Source organism: Promicromonospora sp. NPDC059942 (assembly GCF_042731755.1).
GTDB lineage: Bacteria > Actinomycetota > Actinomycetes > Actinomycetales > Cellulomonadaceae > Promicromonospora.
Window position 1 is genome coordinate 1 of the sequence record NZ_JBHWLR010000016.1, and the last position, 20,269, is coordinate 20,269.

23 protein-coding genes are annotated in these 20,269 nt (G+C 72.7%); 13 read left to right on the forward strand and 10 right to left on the reverse strand.

Going from position 1 to position 20,269, the window contains the following annotated elements; all coding sequences use genetic code 11:
- Nucleotides 1-99 precede the first annotated feature (99 nt).
- Nucleotides 100-2,430 (reverse strand): family 43 glycosylhydrolase, encoded by a 2,331-nt coding sequence (locus ACFV9Q_RS22310; protein WP_377236205.1) that lies wholly within the window; start codon nt 2,428-2,430, stop codon nt 100-102.
- A 152-nt stretch (nt 2,431-2,582) separates the two neighbouring features.
- On the reverse strand, nt 2,583-3,089 hold the full coding sequence (locus ACFV9Q_RS22315) for a GNAT family N-acetyltransferase (protein WP_377236206.1): 507 nt from the start codon (nt 3,087-3,089) through the stop codon (nt 2,583-2,585).
- Between the two features lie 247 nt (nt 3,090-3,336).
- On the opposite strand from ACFV9Q_RS22315, the gene ACFV9Q_RS22320 reads away from it, so the two are divergent.
- The 3 genes from ACFV9Q_RS22320 to ACFV9Q_RS22330 all read left to right on the forward strand — a co-directional run bounded on the left by ACFV9Q_RS22320 (nt 3,337) and on the right by ACFV9Q_RS22330 (nt 4,959).
- Nucleotides 3,337-4,362, forward strand: coding sequence for a LacI family DNA-binding transcriptional regulator (locus tag ACFV9Q_RS22320; protein WP_377236207.1), 1,026 nt, complete (start codon nt 3,337-3,339; stop codon nt 4,360-4,362).
- A gap of 72 nt (nt 4,363-4,434) precedes the next feature.
- The gene (locus tag ACFV9Q_RS22325) at nt 4,435-4,725 is read left to right on the forward strand and encodes a UBP-type zinc finger domain-containing protein (protein WP_377236208.1); all 291 of its coding nucleotides are present in this window, start codon (nt 4,435-4,437) and stop codon (nt 4,723-4,725) included.
- 42 nt (nt 4,726-4,767) lie between these two features.
- Entirely contained in the window at nt 4,768-4,959 is a 192-nt protein-coding gene (locus ACFV9Q_RS22330; RefSeq protein ID WP_377227480.1) for a hypothetical protein, read from the forward strand.
- A gap of 122 nt (nt 4,960-5,081) precedes the next feature.
- Here ACFV9Q_RS22330 and ACFV9Q_RS22335 read toward each other — a convergent pair whose 3' ends face one another.
- Entirely contained in the window at nt 5,082-5,660 is a 579-nt protein-coding gene (locus ACFV9Q_RS22335; RefSeq protein WP_377236209.1) for a TetR/AcrR family transcriptional regulator, read from the reverse strand.
- Between the two features lie 74 nt (nt 5,661-5,734).
- On the opposite strand from ACFV9Q_RS22335, the gene ACFV9Q_RS22340 reads away from it, so the two are divergent.
- Nucleotides 5,735-6,139, forward strand: coding sequence for a VOC family protein (locus ACFV9Q_RS22340; RefSeq protein WP_377236210.1), 405 nt, complete (start codon nt 5,735-5,737; stop codon nt 6,137-6,139).
- A 149-nt stretch (nt 6,140-6,288) separates the two neighbouring features.
- Nucleotides 6,289-7,899 carry a HEAT repeat domain-containing protein gene (locus tag ACFV9Q_RS22345; protein ID WP_377236211.1) on the forward strand — a complete coding sequence of 537 codons (1,611 nt, stop codon included), beginning with the start codon at nt 6,289-6,291 and terminating at the stop codon, nt 7,897-7,899.
- 149 nt (nt 7,900-8,048) lie between these two features.
- Here ACFV9Q_RS22345 and ACFV9Q_RS22350 read toward each other — a convergent pair whose 3' ends face one another.
- Together ACFV9Q_RS22350 and ACFV9Q_RS22355 are read right to left on the reverse strand one after the other, a co-directional pair.
- Nucleotides 8,049-8,681: a dihydrofolate reductase family protein gene (locus ACFV9Q_RS22350; protein WP_377236212.1), complete on the reverse strand. Its 633-nt coding sequence runs from the start codon at nt 8,679-8,681 to the stop codon at nt 8,049-8,051.
- An 80-nt stretch (nt 8,682-8,761) separates the two neighbouring features.
- Nucleotides 8,762-9,277, reverse strand: coding sequence for a GrpB family protein (locus ACFV9Q_RS22355; protein WP_377236213.1), 516 nt, complete (start codon nt 9,275-9,277; stop codon nt 8,762-8,764).
- Nucleotides 9,278-9,378: 101 nt separating this feature from the next.
- On the opposite strand from ACFV9Q_RS22355, the gene ACFV9Q_RS22360 reads away from it, so the two are divergent.
- Entirely contained in the window at nt 9,379-10,068 is a 690-nt protein-coding gene (locus ACFV9Q_RS22360; RefSeq protein ID WP_377236214.1) for an ArsR/SmtB family transcription factor, read from the forward strand.
- Nucleotides 10,065-11,345 carry an MFS transporter gene (locus ACFV9Q_RS22365; protein ID WP_377236215.1) on the forward strand — a complete coding sequence of 427 codons (1,281 nt, stop codon included), beginning with the start codon at nt 10,065-10,067 and terminating at the stop codon, nt 11,343-11,345. Before ACFV9Q_RS22360 ends, ACFV9Q_RS22365 begins: the two co-directional genes overlap by 4 nt.
- On the opposite strand, the gene ACFV9Q_RS22370 is transcribed toward ACFV9Q_RS22365, so the two are convergent.
- The 4 genes from ACFV9Q_RS22370 to ACFV9Q_RS22385 all read right to left on the reverse strand — a co-directional run bounded on the left by ACFV9Q_RS22370 (nt 11,305) and on the right by ACFV9Q_RS22385 (nt 14,691).
- Nucleotides 11,305-11,751: a hypothetical protein gene (locus ACFV9Q_RS22370; RefSeq protein ID WP_377236216.1), complete on the reverse strand. Its 447-nt coding sequence runs from the start codon at nt 11,749-11,751 to the stop codon at nt 11,305-11,307. The two genes, ACFV9Q_RS22365 and ACFV9Q_RS22370, sit on opposite strands and share 41 nt — an antisense overlap.
- Before the next feature lie 87 nt (nt 11,752-11,838).
- Nucleotides 11,839-12,387, reverse strand: coding sequence for a GNAT family N-acetyltransferase (locus ACFV9Q_RS22375; RefSeq protein WP_377236217.1), 549 nt, complete (start codon nt 12,385-12,387; stop codon nt 11,839-11,841).
- 39 nt (nt 12,388-12,426) lie between these two features.
- Entirely contained in the window at nt 12,427-13,473 is a 1,047-nt protein-coding gene (locus ACFV9Q_RS22380; RefSeq protein ID WP_377236218.1) for a MerR family transcriptional regulator, read from the reverse strand.
- A gap of 27 nt (nt 13,474-13,500) precedes the next feature.
- Nucleotides 13,501-14,691 carry an MFS transporter gene (locus tag ACFV9Q_RS22385; RefSeq protein ID WP_377236219.1) on the reverse strand — a complete coding sequence of 397 codons (1,191 nt, stop codon included), beginning with the start codon at nt 14,689-14,691 and terminating at the stop codon, nt 13,501-13,503.
- A 91-nt stretch (nt 14,692-14,782) separates the two neighbouring features.
- On the opposite strand from ACFV9Q_RS22385, the gene ACFV9Q_RS22390 reads away from it, so the two are divergent.
- The 4 genes from ACFV9Q_RS22390 to ACFV9Q_RS22405 are packed head-to-tail and all read left to right on the forward strand — an operon-like array spanning nt 14,783 to nt 17,161.
- On the forward strand, nt 14,783-15,508 hold the full coding sequence (locus ACFV9Q_RS22390; RefSeq protein ID WP_377236220.1) for a DUF2625 family protein: 726 nt from the start codon (nt 14,783-14,785) through the stop codon (nt 15,506-15,508).
- 27 nt (nt 15,509-15,535) lie between these two features.
- Nucleotides 15,536-16,018, forward strand: a complete 483-nt coding sequence (locus tag ACFV9Q_RS22395) for a hypothetical protein (RefSeq protein ID WP_377236221.1) — start codon at nt 15,536-15,538, stop codon at nt 16,016-16,018.
- Nucleotides 16,015-16,551: a flavoprotein gene (locus tag ACFV9Q_RS22400; RefSeq protein ID WP_377236222.1), complete on the forward strand. Its 537-nt coding sequence runs from the start codon at nt 16,015-16,017 to the stop codon at nt 16,549-16,551. The genes ACFV9Q_RS22395 and ACFV9Q_RS22400 overlap by 4 nt, the downstream gene beginning before the upstream one ends.
- A 10-nt stretch (nt 16,552-16,561) precedes the next feature.
- Nucleotides 16,562-17,161 (forward strand): histidine phosphatase family protein, encoded by a 600-nt coding sequence (locus ACFV9Q_RS22405; protein WP_377236223.1) that lies wholly within the window; start codon nt 16,562-16,564, stop codon nt 17,159-17,161.
- Between the two features lie 26 nt (nt 17,162-17,187).
- On the opposite strand, the gene ACFV9Q_RS22410 is transcribed toward ACFV9Q_RS22405, so the two are convergent.
- Complete coding sequence (locus ACFV9Q_RS22410) at nt 17,188-18,177, reverse strand: DUF1990 family protein (RefSeq protein WP_377236224.1); 990 nt, start codon at nt 18,175-18,177, stop codon at nt 17,188-17,190.
- A 379-nt stretch (nt 18,178-18,556) separates the two neighbouring features.
- On the opposite strand from ACFV9Q_RS22410, the gene ACFV9Q_RS22415 reads away from it, so the two are divergent.
- Nucleotides 18,557-19,669, forward strand: a complete 1,113-nt coding sequence (locus tag ACFV9Q_RS22415) for a hypothetical protein (protein ID WP_377236225.1) — start codon at nt 18,557-18,559, stop codon at nt 19,667-19,669.
- The gene (locus ACFV9Q_RS22420; RefSeq protein WP_377236226.1) at nt 19,666-20,205 is read left to right on the forward strand and encodes a hypothetical protein; all 540 of its coding nucleotides are present in this window, start codon (nt 19,666-19,668) and stop codon (nt 20,203-20,205) included. The genes ACFV9Q_RS22415 and ACFV9Q_RS22420 overlap by 4 nt, the downstream gene beginning before the upstream one ends.
- The last annotated feature ends 64 nt before the right edge of the window (nt 20,206-20,269 follow it).

The window sequence follows — 20,269 nt, forward strand, 5'->3', positions numbered from 1 at the left end:
CTTTGAGCCAGCTCAAAGCGAAGAAACCCGGGCCTCAAAGGGGAGGGGCGGCCAGGGGATGTCGCGGCTCTGGCCCAGGTCCCGGATCAGCTGGCCCGGCTAGTCCAGCTCGCGGATCAGCACGTTATCGAACACCGCGCTGACCGCGGGCGACGCGCCGCCGCCCGCGTAGATCCCGATGGCTGGGTCGGTGTCGGCGGGCAGCGTCCAGGTCGCGCCGAACCGCCAGTGGTCGCCGTCGCGGGAGGTGGCAGACCGGTACCGGTGCTCGCCCGTGGCCGGGTCGGTGGTGTGGAACAGCCGCAGGTGCATGGTGTCGGCCACGGGTCCCGAGACGAAGCCGCCGAACCGGACAGCGCCGTCGGCGGTGAGCTCCTTGCCGAACTCGACCTGGCGGGTCCGACCGATCGCCACGGAGCCGAGCCGCAGGAAGTCGTCGTCGCCCGCGTGCACCAGCAGGCCCGCCTGCTGGAAGTTGCGCACCGTGTCCTCGCCCAGCGGCAGGCGCACGGTGGCCTCCAGCACGTAGTCGCCGTCGGGCGCGTCGCGCAGCAGCACCGGCGCGTCGTTCCGGGTGCCCACCAGGTCGTGGCCGGTCAGCGGCCAGGTCAGGGCGCCGTTCGCGACGTCGACGGCGGCGGGGGAGTGCTGCCAGCGCCAGCCCTCGTCCAGTGCGCCGTCGAACTCCTCGGCGAACGTGACGGCGCCCGCCTGCGGCTCGGCGACCCGCTCGGTCACCGGCTGGTGCGCCGCCACGACGGTCAGGTTGTCGAGCTGCGCCTCGGCGCCGTCGGCCGTCAGGCGCACCGTCGCCTTGCGGGGCAGCGGCGTCCGCGGCTCGAACCGCGCCTCGGCGTCCACGTCGCCCAGGCCGCTCGACGACAGCCGCGCGGCGACCACGCCGTCGCGCGCCTCGACGCTCAGCACGTGCCACGAGGTCAGGTCCGTGTTCGCGGGAACCGTCGTCCGCACCTGCTGCCGCCCCTGCCCGACGACGAGCTCGCGCTCCTGCGCGTCCAGCCGCACCGACACCCCGGCCGACCCGGGACCGCCGACCGTGACCGTGAACGACCCCTCGGCGTCGGGCAGGCGTACGTCGGTCTCGACCTGCACGTCCCGCGGGGCGGCCTTGGTCTGGATGACGGCGGCGTGCCGCCGGTCCGGTACCAGCCGCGCGATCGCGCCGGCGTCGCCGGCGTCGTCCGCACCCCGGGCCAGCGTGCCCGTGACGCGCCGCAGCGCGTGCCCCGAGGCGGGGTCGGCGCTGACGATGCCCAACTCGCTCGCGGCCGCCGGCGCCGTCTGCGCCCCCTCGCTCGGGCCGGCGCCCGCGTTGACCACGGGCCAGCCGTCGATCCAGTCGAGCCGGTCCAGCAGGGTCGGACGCCGGTTCACGCCGCCGGGCTGGTTCAGCCACGCGTTGTCGCGGTCGATGCCGTGGTAGAGCATCCAGTCCTGCCCGGACACGTCGGAGAACACCGCGTGGTGCCCGACGCCGATCCACCTGTTGCCGTTCTGCGCGACGACGAGGGTGCCGCCCACGCGGGACTCGTTCATGCCGACGCCCTCGTGGTCAGTGAACGGGCCGAGCGGCGAGCGCGACCGGCCCGCGTACACGCTGTACCCGGTCACGGGGCCGGAGCAGCAGTTGGCCGACGACCCCATCAGGTAATACCAGCCGTCCCGCTTGACCACGAACGCGCCCTCGTAACGGTCCGCGACGGTCACGCGCGTGGGCTCGCCCACGGCGCGGGTGCCGGTCTCGTCGAGCTCCGTGACCCAGATGCCGCCGTTGAAGCCGCCGAAGTAGAGGTAGCGCGAGCCGTCGTCGTCGGCGAAGAGGGCCGGGTCGATCGTGTTGAGGTAACCGCCGCCCGGCGCCGGACGCGGGTCCAGGACCGGACCGCCGGAGTCGGTCCAGGGGCCGGTCGGGGTGGGCGCCGTCGCCACGCCGATCGTGTAGTCCCACGCGTCGGGGTTCGCCGCCGTGTCCGTGACCGTGTAGTACATGACGTACTGGCCGTCCACGTACCGGATGTCGGGCGCCCAGAAGTAGGACGCCTCCGCCGCCCACGCGGGCCGGTTCTCGCCGTCGAAGATGGTGCCGACGTACTCCCAGCTCGCCAGGTCACGGGACTTCGCCACGTGCATGTTGCCGAACGGGCCGCCCGACACCAGGGGATCGCTGGTCGCGTACAGGTACCACCAGCCGTCCTTGCCGCGGATCACGGCCGGGTCGGCGTAGGTGTCCGAGAACGGGTCCGTGACGGGGTTGGTATAGGTGGTGCCCGACGCCGGTGGTGCGGCCTGGTCGGCGGCCGCCCGGTCGGTGGCCGCCGCCGCGGGCGGGGCGCCTCCCGTGCCGGGCAGGGCCACGGCGCCGGCGACCAGCGCGAGCGTGGCGAGGGCGGCTACGAACCGTATCTCCATGGGTGATCGTCCCTTCGGGCGGCCGCGCGCCACGTCCTCGATGACGTGGCCGTCGCTCCTTTACAACGGATAACCACGCGCGAAGTTACAACGGATAACCTGCGGTCGGCAAGGGGCGGTGAAGGGTTCGGAGGGGCGCCGGCCGGGAGTGGTCAGTCCAGCGACAGCTCGTAGAACCGCCACAGGTGCTGGAGCTCGCCGGGGATCTCGGAGCCCGGGTAGGGCGTGCGCTCGACGAACCCGCGCGACTCGTAGAGGCGGTGCGCCCCGGTCATGAAGCGGTTGCTGTCCAGCCGTACCGTCCGCGCCCCGAAGTCCGCGCGCGAGCGCTCCAGCAGCCAGTCCAGCATCGCGGAGCCCACATGCTCCCCGCGGTGCTCGGGGCGCACGAACATGCGCTTGATCTCGACCACGCCGTCGTCCTGCGCGCGCAGCGCGGCGACGCCGGCGGGTGAACCGTCGACCTCGGCGAGTCCCATCAGGCCGGTCGGCCGGCGGAACTTGTCCAGGTCGGCGCTCGTGTGCCGCGCGTCGAGGCCCATCGCGAAGCCGTAGGTCTCCTCGAAGGTCGCGAGCGCCCACGTCATGTACTCGGTCATGAGCTGGAGCACGACCGCCTCGTCCTGGTCGGTCGTCTCGCGGACCTGGTTGCGTTCCACTGCTGTTCCTCTCCGGGCTGTCACGCCGGCGCGGCCCGAGCGGGCGCGCCGGTGCGAGGCTAACCCCGCGCGGCGGGCCACCCCGCCGTCGTCCGCCGTCCGCCTGGCCACCGCCCGGCCGTCAGCCCGGCGGGACCTGGCAGTGGTCTAGCCTTGTCGGAGCAGTGTCCCGACCCGCACGGAGCGCTGCTCCGCCGGGCCGCGGGGCGCGGGCGGATCGAGTTCGCGGCCAGGTCAGGGGCTATCTGTGAGGGTGACGTTGCGCGACGTGGCGGAACGCGCCGGGGTCTCGTTCAAGACGGTGTCGAACGTGATCAACGGGCACCCGAACGTGCGGCCGGAGACCCGGGAGCGGGTCCAGTCCGCCATCGCGGAGCTGCGCTACCGCCCCAACACGTCGGCGCGCAGCCTGCGGCACGGGCGGGCCGGGTTCCTGGCGATCGCGCTGCCCGAGCTGACGTCGCCCTACTTCGCGGGCCTGGCCTCCGAGCTCGCGGCGGCGGCGCGGGCGGTGGGGCAGTCGGTGCTGATCGAGGAGACGTCGGGCGACCTGGCGGGGGAGCGCGCGGTGCTCGACGGCCTGCCGAGCCACCTGGTCGACGGCGTCGTCTTCAGCCCGCTGGTGACGTCGGTGGCGGAGGTCGCGGAGCGGCGGGACGGGACGCCGCTGGTGCTGCTGGGGGAGTACGGGGAGCCGGCGGGCGTGGACCACGTGGGCGTGGACAACGTGGCGGCGGCCCGCGACGTCACGCGGCATCTCCTGGGCCTGGGCCGACGTCGGATCGCGGGGATCGGTCTGCAGAGTGGTGCCGGGACGGGGCGGCTGCGCGGCGAGGGCTACCTGGCCGCGCTCGCCGAGGCCGGCGTGGCCGTGGACCCGGACCTCGTGGTCGAGTGCACCGACTACCACCGCGCCAGCGGCGCCGACGCCGTGGCGCAGCTCATCGCCCGCGGCGTCGACTTCGACGCGGTGTTCTGCTTCAACGACCTGATGGCCCTGGGCGCGCTGCGCGCCCTGCACGACGGCGGGCTGCGGGTGCCCGACGACGTGGCCGTGGCCGGCTTCGACGGCATCGAGGACGGGGAGTTCTCCGTGCCGTCGCTGACCACCGTGGCCCCTGACCTGCCCCGGCTCGCCGCGGAGGCGGTGCGCCTGGTGATGCGGCGCATCGCCGAGCCGGACGCGCCGGCGGAGCACGTGGTGGTGCCCCACGGGATCACGGCGCGCGAGAGCACCCGCGGCGGCCCGCCGCCGGCGTCGTCCCCGGCCTAGACTCTGTGCCATCCGCAGCGGGTGGTACCGGACGCGGCGGGAGACCCACCGGAGCGACGTGAGGATCGAACGATGACCGACGAGTGCACGCATCTGGACCAGGTCGCGGTCCTCGAACCCGACAACCGGGAGGGCTGCCCCGAGTGCCTGGCCCTCGGCGGCACCTGGGTGCACCTGCGCAGCTGTCTGGTGTGCGGGCAGGTGGGCTGCTGCGACTCCTCCCCGGCCAAGCACGCCACCGCCCACTTCAAGGACTCGGGGCACCCGCTCATGCGCTCCGTCGAGCCGGGCGAGGGCTGGGGCTACTGCTACAGCGACGACGCGATGATCTCGTCGACCACCCTGGGCACCCACAAGTACTGACGGTACGGTCGAGATGACTGGTCCTCGTCCTCGGAGGCATCGATGAGATCTGGCCTGATCGTGGCCGGCCTGGTGCTCGTCGCTATCGGCTGTGTGTTCACCGTGCAGGGGCTCGGCTACCTCGCCGGCAGCCCGATGACGGGCGTGGCGCTGTGGGCGATCGTCGGGCCGATCCTCGCCGTCGTGGGGATCGTGCTGATCGTCGGCGCGATGCGCACGGGCCGCTCGGGCTGAGCCGCGTGCCGTCGGCCTGGACTGAGCTGGGTTCAGCAGGCCCCGGGCGACCGTTACCGCTGCGGAAGCGGTCGCCCGGAGCCTGCTGAACCTTCCTCAGCAGTGGGTGGCCTGGCCCTGGTTCAGGGGAGGGCCGCCGCGAGCAGGCGGTCCAGCGCCGCGTGCGCCTGCGGCGCCGACGCCGCCTGGTCCGGCTGCTGCGCGACCCAGAGCGCGGCCTCGTTCATGGCGCCGGAGAGCTGTGCGGTCAGGGCGTCGAGCAGGTCGTCGGCGATGCCGACCTCGCGGAGCGCCTCGCGCAGGTGTGCCGCCGAGTTCGCCTCGTCGAGCCGCCGCCACTCCGCCCAGCCGACGACGGCCGGGGCGTCCACGAGCAGCACCCGCAGGGCCGGACCTGCGGTGATGGCGTCGAGAAAAGCGTGCGACCCCGCGCGGAGCTGCTCGCGCGCGTCCTTGCCCGCGCCGTCAGCGGCCGCGACGACGGCATCGGCTACCTGCGCCTGGAGCCGGGCCGCGACCGCCAGGAACAGCCCCTGCTTGTTCCGGTAGTGGTGGTAGACCGCGCCGCGGGTGACCTCGGCGGCGTGCGCGACGTCGTCGAGCGAGACCGCGGCGAAGCCGCGCTCGGCGAACAGGTCGGTCGCCGAGTCGAGCACCTGGCGGGCGGTGTGGGCAGCGGCTGCCGCGGAGGCACGGGGCACGGCTCTTCCTTTACGTACGGAGCGTATGTATCGTGGGTCTCGTTACATACGCAGTGTACGTAAAGGAGCGTCCGATGTCCGTCACCAGGCTCTACCCGGTCCTCATGGCGCAGGACGTCGCCGCCGCGGCGGCCTTCTACCGCGACGCGCTCGGGTTCGAGACCACCTACGAGTCCGACTGGTACGTCAGCCTGCGCCTCGGCGCGTTCGAGCTCGCCGTGGTCGCCCACGACCACCCGACGGTTCCCGGGGGATACCGCGCGCTCCCGCGCGGCGTGCTCGTCAACGTCGAGGTCGACGACGTGGACGCCGTGCACGCGCGCCTGACCGAGCACCTCGGCCTGTCCCCGGTGCTGGCGCTCCGGGACGAGGACTTCGGGCAGCGACACTTCATCGTGCCGGCGCCCGACGGCGTGCTGCTCGACGTCATCCAGCCGATCCCGCCGAGCCCGGAGTACGCGCAGGCCTACGCCGTCTAGCCCCGTCGCCCCGCCCCACCGGCGGGGCGGGCCGGCGAACGTAGGGTTGGTCGCACTCTGAGCGCTCAGAGTGCGACGGTGCCTACGTTCGTCGGGCGCCGTGGGCCGGGCTCTCAAGTGTGTCAGTGGCGGGTGGCATGGTGTCCGCCATGTCGCAGCAGATCACATCCCCGAGCGCCGAGGTGGCCGCCGTCCTGGCCGCCGTCGAAGCCTTCGACTGGACCACCGTCTCGCACGCCTACGGGGAGGCCACCGACCTTCCGGAGATGCTCCGGGCACTCGCCCTCGACGTCGCCGCCGGGACCGACAACGCCGCTGGTGACCTGTGGGGCTCGATCTGTCATCAGGGCACCGTGTACTCGGCCTCGGCCGCGGTGGTCCCGTTCCTCGCTCGTCTCGCGGCCGCGGGTGCGGCATCCAAGCAGTGCATCTGGCTGCTCGGCGCGATGGCGGCGAGCGATGACACAGCCCCCGGCGCGGAGGAGGACGTGCGCGACGCCGTCCGCGCCGAGGTCGGCCGCCTCCTACCCTTCGCGTCCCACCCGGACGTGGACGTGCGGCAGGCCACCGTGCACGCCATCGGCCAGGCCCGCACCCCCGACGTGCTGCCCACCCTGCGAACGGTGCTGGAGCGCGACTCGGCTGAGCTCGTACGTGCCGAGGCGCTGATCGCCCTGGTGCGCTGCGGTGCGCCGGGCCGTGAGGCGCTCATCACGGCAGCCCAGGGGGACGGCGCCGACGCGGTGCGCCTGGCGAGCGTCTTCGCCGCGCTGGACGCCGGGCTGCCGTGGAACGACCGCACGCGGGAGGCGCTCCTGTCCGTCAGGGACTACACCGGCATCAGCGCGCGCATGCTCGGCATCGACCGAGCCGAACCCCTGTCCTGGGTGGTTGGTCACCTGTGTGACGGCGAGCAGGGTGGCCAGGCGGCCAGGCTCCTGCTCGACGCCGCCGAGCGTGACACCGCCGACCTGCGCGCGGTGCTCTGGGCCGCACGCCGTGCCGTCGAGGCGTCCCGTGCCGCGACTCAACTGCTGCGCTCCCTCGCCGTGAAGCACGCGGACGACGACGACGGGCGCCGCCTGGCGGAGGCCATGGGCCTGCGCCCGAGCCGGACGCCTGCGTTCCAGCTCGGTGAGCCGACGATCGCCCAGGCGCTCCGCATGACGGAGGAGCCCGGCATCGAGGAGCTGCGCGAGCTCGCGGCGGCGCCGCTACCGCCCTACGGCCAGCTCACCACTCGGGACATCGACCGGAAGCTGGTCGCGGCACAGGCCGTATGGGAGCGCACGAACGACCCCTCGCTCGTGCTCGGGGCGGTGACGGAGGTCGCCGACCGGCTGTCGGGCCGGGACCGTTACAGCTGGTGGGGCTACCAGTGTGCGGCAGCCGCGCGAGCCGCGGCCCGGCTGGGCCCCGCAGCGGCACCCGTCGAGGCCAGTGTGCGGAGCTTCCTGGCCGATCCGATCGCGCTCGCGGCCGCGGCGACGGCCCTGGTCGGGGCCGGTTGCGACGTCGCTGTCGACGAGGTCGCGCAACGCCTCGCCGGCCAGGCGGGCGAGTACAGCGAGGCCGATACGGTGACGGCGCTGGCCACGCTTGCCCCGCTGCTGTCCGAGGCGAGCGTGCGGCGCTGGCAGGAGGTGATCGACCAGGACCGACGGCTGGTCCGTGGAGGTATCCAGGGGTCAGTCATCGAGGCCGACGAGCGGTTCCGCGCGGAGCTCCGGGGAGCGCTGGCGGGCCGCTACGGTCGGTGACGTTGGCTGCCGCCCGGCGCGCGCCCACCCGCCGCGGCCGGTGCAGACGAACGTAGAGTTGGTCGCACTCTGGGCGCTCAGAGTGCGACCAACCCTACGTTCACGCTGCCGGGCGCTGCGGGTGACCCCGCCGCACGTGACCCGGCAGCTCACACCCCGCGGTCCGGGGCGCCCATGTCGCCCGTGGCCGGGACGCCGTCCTCCAGGCCGTAGCGCAGGTACACCGTGCCGTTCGGGGTGGACGCCGGCGGTGCGAGCAGCGACAGGTTGGAGGGCACCGCGCCGTCGTCGAACACCTTCTTGCCCACGCCCAGCACGATGGGGTGCACCCACAGGTCGAGGCGGTCGAAGAGCTTCTCGCGCAGGAGGGTCTGCACCAGGTTCACGCTGCCGACCACCCGGATGCTCTCGTGGCGGTCGCGGATCTCGCGGACGGCGGCGGGCAGGTCGGGGCCGAGCTGCGTGGACCCGGCCCACGGGAGGTCGGGCGTGCCGCGGGAGGCCACGTACTTGGGCACCCGGTTGAAGAGCTCGGCGATCCCGGAGTCCTCGTCGCCCTGATGGTGCGGCCAGTAGGCGGCGAAGATGTCGTAGGTGCGCCGGCCCAGCAGCAGGGCGTCGGTGCCCTCGTAGGCGGCGTCGATCTGGGTGCCGGCGACGTCGTCGATCAGGGGCGCCTGCCAGCCGCCGAACGGGAAGCCATCGGGGTCCTCCTCGGGGCCGCCCGGTGCCTGCGCGACGAGGTCGAGGGTGGCGAACAGCTCGATCTGGATGATGCCCATGGTGTGCTCCCTGATGAGTGGTCTGTGCCTCGTCGGGTAGACCCGGGGGAGCGGGCGGACTCATCGGCCCGGCGAAGCGGCTACGTCTCCCAGACGTCGACCAGCGGGAGCCCGCGGGCGGCGCGGGCACGGTCGACGATGTCCTGCACCACCGCAGTCTTGCGGGCCGTGTAGTCGGGCATCCCGGTCGCGGCTTCTGCGGCGGCCCTCTTGACGTCGAGGTAGCGCGCGGCGTCCTGCGGATGTGTCAGCAGCCAGTCACGGAAGATCCGCTGGTTGCACGTCTCCCACTGCTGGGCGGTGAAGAAGTGCGCGATGTCGGCACGCCGTGGTCCCTCCTGCCTGACCAGGACCCGGTGTGCCTTCGGACCCCGGGCGATGCGGAGCCACCCCAGCGACGCGAGGCTCTCGAACCGGTCGTCGACCTCGGCGAACGACCCGACCCGGACGGCGAGGTCGATCGCGGGCTTGGCCGCCATACCGGGTATGGCCGTGGAACCGATGTGCTCGACGATCCAGGACGGTTCGATCTCGGACAGCTCGGCCGCCGCCAGCGTGAAGCTCTCCGGCCACCGCGGGTCGTATTCCACGAGCATCTTTGCCTCCTTGGTCGCACCAGGGTAGTGGACCGCTCCGCAGGCGCGGGGCGATTGCAAAAGTGCTTTGCAAAATGCCTTTGCGGTCGTAGCGTATCCGCATGACCGAGCAAGAGGCCTGGCCGCCGTCCTGGTTCGACCCGGAGCGCTACGCGACGCTGACCCCGCACAACGTGCAGGCGCTGGCGCACCCGATCCGGTTCGCGCTGCTCCGGCTGCTGCGCGAGGACGGGCCGGCGACGGCGTCGGGCCTGGCGCAGCGGGTGGGGCACTCCAGCGGCGTGACGAGCTACCACCTGCGCACGCTCGCGGACGCCGGGCTCGTGGTCGAGGACGAGGAGCTCGGCAACCGGCGCGACCGCTGGTGGAAGGCTGCGCACGAGAACGTCACCTTCACGCTGCGCGTGCCCGACCAGCAGGGCGACGCCGAGCAGCTCGAGACGGCGGCGCGATACCTGCGCATGGTCGCCCAGGTGGGGCACGAGCGGGTGCTGGGCTACGTGAACGGCCTGCCCGAGCGGGGCGCGGAGGTCGCGGAGCTGCCCTGGCAGCTCGGCTACATCGACCTGTCGCTCACGTACGCCGAGGCCCGTGAGCTGTCGGCCCGCGTGGTCGAGGCGGTCGCCGTGTTCCGCCGGGACCAGACGGGCCGCGCCCGCGGCCCGGGCGGCCCGGACGCGGACGGTCCGGAGCGGCACCGGGCGGTGTTCCAGTACCAGCTCCTTCCGGACGACGACGACGGCGGCGCGGGTGGCGCAGGGGTCGCGGGCGACGCGGGGGCGACCGCGTGACCGCCACCGAGCCGACGACGGCCGAGGTCGCGACGCCGCGCCGTCGGCTCCCGCTGGCCGCGATGCTGGCGGCCTACGTCGTCTCCGTGACCTGCACGGCGGTGTCGGCCCTCGCGATCCCGTGGTTCGTGCTGACCACCACGGGGAGCGCGGCGCAGACGGGGCTCGTCGTGACGGCCGAGATGGCGCCGTACGTGCTGATGCAGGCCACGGCCGGCCCGGCGGTGGAGCGGTTCGGCCCGCGCCGGTCGAGCTGGACGGCCAACCTGGCCGCCGGGGTCGCGCTGCTCGTGGTCCCCGTGCTCTACGTCAACGGGCACCTCGGGTTCGGGGCGCTGCTCGCGGTCATCGCCTGCGCCGGCGCGTTCCGCGGCGTGGCCGACTGCGGCAGCGCGCCGCTCGTCCCCGCCGTCGCCCGGCTGGCCGGCGTGCCGCTCGAACGGGCGGCCGGGCTGCACGCCTCGGCCAGCCAGGGCGGCCAGCTCGTCGGCGCGCCGCTCGCCGCCGTCCTCCTGACCGTGATCTCCCCGCCGACCGTCCTGATCGTGAGCGGGGGAGCGTTCTTCGTCGCGTCGCTGCTCGTCGCCCTGTTCGTCCCGCGCACGGTGGGCGCACCCGCGGTGCGGGACGACGTCGTCGAACCCTACCTGCGCAGGCTCGGCGCCGGCCTCGCCTTCCTCGCGCGCGACCGGGTGCTGCGCGGGGTGGTCGTGATGGTCGCCGTCGGCAACCTGCTGAACGCCGGGCTCGGCAGCGTCTACCTCCCGTCCTGGGTGCGGGAGCACGAGCTGCCGGTGGCCGCCGTCGGCATCGTGGCCGGCGGGTTCTCCGTGGGCGCCCTGGCGGGGAGCCTGATCGGGGCGTGGGTGGCGCCGCGGGTGAACCGCTGGGCGCTGTACTCCTTCGGCTTCCTGCTCGGCGGCGCGCCGTGGTTCTTCGCGCTCGCGGTGAGCGACGACGTGGTGCCCGTTCTCGCCGTGGTGGTGTGCTGCGGGCTCGCGATGGGCGGCATCAACCCCGTGCTGGGCGCGGTCCAGTACGAGCGCATCCCGACGGAGATGCTGCCACGGGTGCTCGGTGCGGTGAAGTCGCTGGCGTGGCTGGGGCTGCCCCTCGGGCCGCTGGTGGCGGGTGTGCTCGTCGACGGGGTCGGGCTGGTGCCCACGCTCTGGGCCGTCGGGGTGGCGTACGTGGTGCTGACGCTGACGCCGTTCGTGGTGCCGTCGTTCCGACTGCTCAATCCCGCTGGGCGAGAAGGAAGATCAGCGCCCAGATGACCGCCAGGGTGAGGGCAATGATGATCGCGCTCCAGAGCGGGTAGTAGGGCAGGAACGCGAAGTTCACGATGCTCGCCACGACGGCGAGGGCGAGCCCCGCGAGATACGCCCAGGTGCGCCCGGCGAGGACGCCGAGGCCCGCGACGAACGCGGCGGCGCCCACGCCGATGTGGATCCATCCCCACGTGGTCACGTTGAGCTCGTAGATGTACTCGACGCTGATCATGGTCGACCTGTCCGCCACCAGGGCCGAGATCCCCTGGAAGATCTGGAACAGCGCCGCCAGGACGAGCACCGTCCCGGCGAAGCCCGACGAGGTGAACGCGACCGACGTCGGCGGGCCGTAGCTGGCGACCGGGGTCAGGCCGGGGTACGGATCGGCCCCGGGGGCGTGCGTGCCGGACATGTGGGCTCCTTGCTGAGGGCCGCTGCGGTGAGTCTCCTCATCTCAGCGCCGCGGCGGGCCGGTGCCCTCACCCGTTCCTGGTGAACCTCAGGCTCGTCCGGACGGCGCCGCCGCCGGCCGCACGCCGAACCACTGCTCGGCGCCCCACGCCTCGAACCGCTCCTCCTCGGTGAACCCGAGCCGCGCCGCCAGACGCATCGATCGTTCGTTGGCGGACTGCGTGGTCAGCACAACCGGTTCGTCCGGGATCTCGCCGGCGAACCAGTCGAGTGCCGCCGCGCAGGCCTCGGCGGCATACCCTCGCCCCCACGACTCCGGGAGGAACAGGTAGCCCAGCTCGACCCTCCCGACGGCCGGGCCGATCAGATAGTCCCCGCCACGCCGGTCGAGCTGGACCAGCCCGATCATCGCTCCGTCGAGGTCGACGATGAACTGGCCCGGGTGCGCCTTCGGCACCGCGGAGATGGTGCGTTCGAGCTCGTCACGCGGTTGCGCCCCGCCGATGTACGCGCCCACCTCGGGGGAGGCACTCAGCTCGATTACGGCGGCACGGTCCGCGGCGGTGGGCTGACGGAGCAGGAGCCGCTCGGTCTTGATCGGGGCGGGCGGCCAGGTGATGGGTCCGAGGTCTGCCATCTGCGCAGACTAGCGAGGGCGGGATTGCGATTCGGGGTGTCAGGCAGCCGCAGCGTCGCGCCTTACCGGCATGAGCAGGACGACGGCGTCCGGACCGTGCACCGCCGCGAGGCGCATCGCGTCGCGCTCGCCGACCGTGAGCAGCAGGTCGGCGTCGCCGAACGAGCGGACGGCGTCGGCGAGAAACGCCCGGTCGAAGGCGACGGTGCCCGGTGCGTCGCCGACGCGGACCTCGGCGGGGTCGAGGCTGATCAGCACCAGGTCGTCCCGCCGTCGGCCGTCCGCCTCGCTCCCGACGTCGGACCGCAGGACCCGTTCCAGGAGGTCCGGCGCAGGCACGGTCACACCGGCCGGGACCCGCCGGGAGCTACCCGGCCAGGACCCGTGCGCCGCGAGAAGGGCCTGGTAGTCGGGGTACAGCGCGTCGACGGGTGTGCCGTCCAGGTCCCCGAGCGTGATCCGGTGCGCGGCCAGGGACACGTCGACGCGCGCCGTCCCCGCGCGGGCCAGGAACGCGTCCACGACCGAGACAGGCACGATGACGCGCGCCGCCGGGCCGGACACGCCCGTCATCGGAACACCGGCTACGGCCATCCGGTGGCGGTCCGTGGCGACGAGCCGGAGGCCGGCGTCGTCGACGTCGAAGAGCACGCCGCGCAGCGCCGGCCAGCCGGCATCCTCGCTCACCGCGTGCCGGACGGCGCGGAGTGCGGCGCGCAGCGCGGCGTCGTCGACCGTGAGGCTGGTGGTCGCCGCCAGCAGCGCGCGCACGTCGGCGAGGTGGGCGGACGCCGTGGCGAGCTCGGCCTCCAGGCGGCGCTGGTGCGCGTCGACGACCCGGCGGGCGGTGACGGCGTCGCTCGTGATGACGCGGCAGATGTCGGCGACCGGCATGCCCGTCTGACGCATCCGGGCGACGAGCCTGCCGCGTTCCACCTGGTCGGGCGCGTACCAGCGGTAGCCGGTGGCCGGGTCCACGCGCGCGGGGCGGAGCAGGCCGGCGGCGTCGTAGTAGCGGAGGGCGCTGACGGGCAGGCCCGAGGCGCGCGAGAACGCGCCGACGGTCAGCATCGTTGCGGGGTGCACGGGTACAGCATCGACCCTCGACCCACTTCAGGGTCCAGCCGGGTCACGACGCGCGCGGAGCCGGGTCGCGGCGGCGGCGCACACCCCGAGCACGGCGGCGCAGCAGCCCAGTGCAATGCCGGGCGAGACCCGCTCCGCGAGCGCGCCGAGCAGGTTGTTCGAGACCACGACCGGCGCTAGCTGCGCCAGCGCGGTCCACGCCTGGACCCGGGCCAGGTGGGTGCGGGGTGCGCTGCCCAGCACGAACGGCGCCAGGTGCGCGACGGCGACGCCCGTCCCCACCCCGACGACGACGGCCGCGCCCGCCACCAGGGCCGGCGCGCTCCCGGAGGAGAGCAACGCCACGCCGGCCGACGTCGCCGTCAGCCCCAGCGCCACGGCCCGCCCGGTCCGCCGCGTCGTCCCCGTCCGGGCGACGACGAGCGCGGCGCCGATCGATCCCGCCGCCTGCGCGGCGACCACGACTCCCGTGGCCTCGGCGCCCCATCCGGACGCCTGCCCGAGCAGGGGCACGAGCAGTGACGACACCGGCAGCACGGCGGCGGCCACGGCACCCGTCAGCACGAGCGCCGCCGCGAGGCCGCGCGTCCTGGTGACCACGCGGGCGCCGTCGGACAAGGAGCGCCAGAACGGCTCGGCGGAGGGGCCGACGCTGCGTGCGGGCCGGATCACCGCGAGGACGATCATGACGACGGCGAAGCCGGCGGCGTCGGCCACCGCGATCGCGGGCAGGCCCACGGTGGCGACCAGGACGCCGCCGAGCGGCGCGCCCGCGAGCAGTACCGCCTGGCTCAGGCCCTGGCGGAGGGCCATCGCGTGGGGGAGCGCGGCGTCGTCCACGAGGCGGCGGGGCATCGAGCCGAGGGCGGGCAGGGAGAACGCCGAGACGACGCCGGAAGCCAGGGCGGCGGCGACGAGGAGCCACGGCGTCGGCCCGGAGGAGTGCAGTCCGACCGCGAGGGCAAGGCAGACCGCGACCATGGTGGACTCGGTGCACAGGAGCAGGCGTCGGGCGCCGACCCGGTCCGCGACCGAGCCGCCCACCAGCACCAGGAGCAGCCGCGGCAGGCCGGACGCCGTCAGGACGAGCGCCGCGACCTGGCCGCCGTGCGACGCCGCGGCCCAGCCGAGGGCGAACCAGAGGACGGTGCTGCCGAGCTGGCTGAGGGTGCTCGCGGCGAGGAAGGCGAGCCAGGAGCGGGGGAGTCTGGTGGGCATGGCCGGGAGCCTGCGGGGTGGAGCGGGTCGAGGGTCAATGGCCCCGTTTGTCGTGGGCTCTGGGGCGGTCTGCGCCGGACTACGATCGAGTGTGCGACTGTTCGAGAACCTGACCGCGACGCCGCGTCCCGCCTGGCCGGAGCTGCAGAAACTCGTCGACGAGGCGGCCGTGTCCGTCGAGATCCTCGCCCCGGACGACGCGACCAGCCGCCGGACGCTCGAACAGCTCCAGGTGACGACGGCGTCGTACCTGGGCGCCGTCGTCGTGCATACCGGCGGGCTGCTGATCGATCACGGGTGGCTGCGGGTGTACGGGAGTCCGGGCGGCGACGGCGGCCTGCCGGGGCTGGCCGCGGTGAACGAGTTCCCGCTCGTGCCCGAGGCCTCCTGGTACGCGGCGCACGGGCTCGTCGTCGCGCACGACGTGCTCGGCGGGACGTACGTGCTCAACGGGCCGCACCCCGGATCGGTCGGGAGGCCGGGAAGTCCCGGCGAGATGACCTATCTGGCCCCCGACACGCTCCAGTGGGAGTCGCTGGAAGCCGGCTACGCGGCGTGGTTCGCGTGGGTGCTCGACGGTGGCCTGGCCGACTTCACGGAGGGCCTGCGGTGGGACGGCTGGGACGCCGAGACCCGCGGCCTGAGCGGGGACAGCGGGCTGAACTTCTACCCGCCGCTGTGGTCCAAGGAGGCGCACGTCGACCTGGGGGCGACGAGCCGGGCGGTGGTGCCGATGTCGGAACTCGTCGGGATGGCGCGGGCTACCGCCGAGCAGATCGACGGGGTTGATCTGGGGGCGCTGGGGACGTTCGGCTGATCCCGGGTACCTATAAGGTCCCTGGTCATGCCGCCGTCTCGGTTACGTCGACACCTGACCCTCTGGCTGATCGTCGGGCCGGCTTGCGTGCTGGGGCTCGCCCTGGCGTTCGCGCTCGTCGCCGCCGGCGCCTCCATCACGATCGACAGCTGGCGGGCGACGCACGGCGGGATCCGAGGGGAGTTCACCACGTCCGGTCCCGAGTGCTTCCGGCGCTGCTCCTGGAACGACGGTGAGTTCCGGTCCTACGACGGAACGTACGAGGTCGCCGACGCGAGTCTCTGGAGCCTGGGCGGCAGCGGCGACCCGCCGAGGGCGACCGGGGTGACGGTGTACCCCGTCGTCGTCGCACCTGGTGGCGACACCGTCTACTACCCCGACGACAAGACCTGGATGTTCTCGTGGCTCATGGCGGCCGCGGGTCCGGTCGTGTGCTGGCAGGTCGTTGCCAAGGCGCGCGGTCTCAGGGAGAGGGTGCTCGAACGCGGGACCAGTAGCCTCGCGCCATGAGTCTGGGCGTGCTGTACGTCGTGGTGACGGCTGCCGGAGCGACCCGGCAGGTGCCGTCCCGGCTTCTGCCGCTCGCTGCCGGGCAGGGCTGGGACGTCTACGTCCTGGCGACCGAGCAGGCCCAGAGCACCTTTCCTGAGACGATGCGGCAGATCGCGGAGGCCACGGGCCGCGCGGTGCGGACGGACTTCCACACCGCGGTCGGCTACTCGCTGCCCGATCCGGACGCCGTGATCGTGGCTCCGGCGACCTACAACACGATCACCAAGTGGGCGCTCGGCATCGCAGACACCTACGTCCTGACTCGCCTCGCCGAACAGGTGGGCCGGGGCATCCCGATCACCGCGGCGCCCTACGCCAACGTCAGGTTCGCCGCCCACCCGACCTATCAGGGGAGCCTGACCACCCTCAAGGAGTGGGGCGTGAACGTCGTGATCGGTCCGAGCGAGCCGCACGAGTCGGGTGACGGCGCGGCCGACGACTTTCCGTGGGACGCGATCCTCGCGACGGTGTCCCGACCGGCCGGATCCTAGGATCCGGAGCATGGACGCCCAGGTCAGAGTGTGGTGTCTGCGGCACGCGGAGTCTGAGAACGTCACCGCTGCGCTCGCGGGCGCGCTGCCGGACGCACCACTGACCGAGCGGGGACACGAGCAGTCCGTCCGAGCTGCGAGGGCCCTGGCCGGCGAGCCCATCCGGGCGGTGTACGCCAGCGCTTCCGTCCGGGCGTGTGAGACGGCGGAGCCGCTGGCCGCCGCACACGGCCTTCCGGTCTTGGTCGTGCCCGGGCTGGTCGAGATGGGGATCGGGCGGCACGAGGGCAGCGGCGACCCGGCTGTTCGAGCGCGAACCGGGGAGGTGCTCCGCTCCTGGGTCGTCGACGGCGACCTCGAGGAGCGGGTGGCCGACGGCGAGAGCGGGCACGAGGTCCTCGACCGGACGACAACAGCTTTCCGGCGGACGGTCGAACGGCACTCCGGTGAGACGGTCGCCGTCGTCGGGCACGTCGCCAGCCTCACTCTCGCGTTGAGCCGGCTGTGCGGGCTCGGGTCGTCGGTGTGGGGAGCGCCGTTGGCACATGCCGAGCCGTTCCTTGTCGAGTGGGACGGGAACCGGTGGTGGTGTGCGGCGTGGCCGGGTTGACCTTCGCGCGGCTGTCCCAGAGCACGTCATTGCCCACCCGGCAGCAGTGCACGCAGATACCGACGTCGGTAGACACGCTGAGCGACGAGGATCAGCGGGAACGCAGCACACCAGACACCCCGGCCGGCGCGCGTGAGGGAGCGCAGCGTCAGGCTCACGTTCCCGCCGTCGTCCCGGTGGACGATGAACGCTTCCTCCCCGGAGACGGGATGTCCCGCCAGGGTGCCGTAGGCGAGGGCGGCGCGACGGTCGGTCGAGACGGTCGTGATGATCTCGACGGGCTCTCGCACACGGATGACGCCGATTCGGGCGATGAGCCAGAAGCGCTCTCCCGGACGTGCCGGACCTCCCCCTTCGAGCGGCGGGTCGACGGCGAAGCCGCTGCGGGTCTTGATGCCCCAGGAGAGGACTGCTGCTGACGCCGCGTCCCAGAGGTCGTCCCCGGAGCCGAGCCGGACGGTGTGCTCGTACGCGCGCCACCCGGCGGGTGGACGCCACTGTTCCGTGGCGGGTGTCGTGGCACCCGCCACGGAGTAGCTGTGGGCTCGTCGGCCGAGGTGGTATTCGACGAGCCCGACAAGGTCATCGGGGTTGCCGCCGGCATCGGTGATGGCGGTCCGCACGGCGTGCTCCTCGGCAGCGGTGAGGGTAAAGGCTGCGCTCGTGCCGGTGTCGTCCGCTTCCCAGATGGGCTTCCCGCCGGTGCCGATCCCCGTACAGCCGATGCTGAACGGCGCGAGGGCCAGAGCGATCTCGAAGTCCTCGTCGTCGCGTGGGTCGAGCGTGAGCGAGATGTCGCTGCGCGGGTTCGCCGCGAGGCGACCTTCGGCGAGCTGGACGGTTGTGCGAAGGTCCGCGGGCCAGTCGGCGTCGGAGGCGACGTCGACCTGGAGGCGAGCCAAGCGGTCGCGCTGTGCGGTCAGGGCGCTTCGGATCGCGGCCTCGACCGTCGTTCGTGCGGCGTCGTCCGTCACGCCGAGCCAGCGCGCGCCGTCCTCTTCTGCAGTTCTGCCCACGCCGCACATCCTTCCGCACTGCATCCGCAGAGAGCGTCGGGGCACCCGGCGTCCGCGGACGGTCGTGCGGCACAGACAGTCACTCGACCTTTCCGAGCTGTGGCCCGTCCTCGACCGTCGCTCCGTGATGTGGCCGCGTTCGGCCACCGTGCACCTCAGGCGAATGCCACTAAGGCGAGGAGAGCGGCCACCCCGGCCCCGACGGTCAGCTCCTTGACGCGTCCGGCCGAGGCTGGCGCGTACGACGAGCTGGCTGTTTACCCGAAGAAGCGCTGCCGGCAGATCGGCCGGGGGAAGTTGAGCCGCCTGGAGTATCAGGTTCACCTGTCGCAGCTCCTTCCGGGTACGGGGGCAACCTCGATCCAGGAGGTGCAGGCCGGTGCGGTTTGCCATCTGCAGCCATCTGACCGCGGTGCGCGTGGGCGTCGTACTCGCGTGCTCCGCCTGCCTGCTGGCGTTTGGTATGGCGTCAATGGGCGGAGCCGCACACGCCGATGGTGATCTGCCGGTGACGATCAGTCTGAACTTCGACGACGCGGAAGTGGGGACCTCCGTTGGGGCGGCCCACCCTGGCGTTGATCTTGGCAATGCGGTCGTCCTGGCTCAGCCTGAGCTGGCCGCATCCCCCGAGCGAGTCCTCGCCCCAGGGTGTGCCATGCAGACGGGGGAGTGCTTCCAGGGCCTGGAGATGCGGTTCGCGATCCCACAGCAATCCGTCCAGGCGATGGTCGGCCTCTTGGTCTTGCCCGAGCCCCCGCCCGAGCCCCCGCCCGAGCCCCCGCCCGATCCCGGGCCGGAGATCGACGTCGGTCCCGGGATCGAGGTTGAGGGGGAGACCGACTCGCCGGAAACCCTCCAGACGCCGGAAGTGACGGAGGCGCCGGAAGAGACGGAGACACCCGACGAGACAGTGACACCCGACGAGACGGAGTCGTCCGAGTCGATCACCGCGACGGTGAGACTCGTTGCTCTTGACGACAGTGGGAGGGAGATGGACAGCGTCAGCACGGGGAAGCTGAGCACCGAGGCATCGACATCCGCGGTGCTCCCCCTCGCAGTACAGGACGGAGCGGGACGGATTGTGACCGTCACGGTGAGCCTGGAGCCTTCCGATCTTCCCAATGCCGTCATCATCCTTGACGATTTGTCGGCGCGCGCGCAGACACCGACGTCCCCATCGACGCAGACTCCGGGACAAGGAGGCGACGAACCCGGGCCGGTCGAGGACGAGGCTGGTGCCTCCGAGACGGGGGCGGCTACCTCGCTGCTCCCCTTGCAGATCGCGGTCGTCGCAGCCGCGCTGCTCGCCGTCGCTGCGTTGTCGCTCGTACGCCGGCAAGTTCGGTCGCGATCTCCGGACGTCCACTGGGACGTCGTCCAGTCCAGGTGGACGCAGACGGTCGGCAATCGTCGCGGTCCTGCCGTCACGATCCATGCGCGAATGCGTCCTGAGCACGACGTGACGAGCATCGTTCGCAAGGAGGAACCGTGACCACACTGAGGTCGCTCCTCGGCCTGGACGACCAGGCTGAACAGCGACGGCTTACATCGGATCTCGCCGAGACCGTGCGGTCCGGAGGTGGCTTCGTCCCCTGGACTGCCGAAGCGACTGGAGCGCTTTCCGACTTGCTCGACCAGCCTGTCGGCAACCTGGCCTTCAGGGCGTGGCGAGCGCACCAAGAGGTCCTCGATGCCAAGGAGCGCACGTCGGCTGTGCCTGGGCAACGCGAGACGGTGCGCCTGCTCGAACACACGATCCGCTCCGTGCAGGAGCCGGTTGTCGAAGTCACGGTGGACGGCAAGCGGGAGCCCCTCTTGAACCTTGAGCTCGAAGTGCTATTGCGCATCGTCGGCGCAAACATCGTTGTGGAGTCAGGGCACGTGCTGGGGGTGCGGCACGGTCCGGTCAGTGGATCAGCCACGCTGAGCGTTGGAGGCGTGCCTGTGGCTCATCGCGACCTGCCGATCATCGATGTTGATGAAGGGACGACCACGGTGGTGCCTGGAAGGGCACTCGGACCAGTCTGACTCCCCACGGCGTCCGACCACAGGGATCGCCGTGCAGATGGCGAGCACGTCGACACCTGGCAGA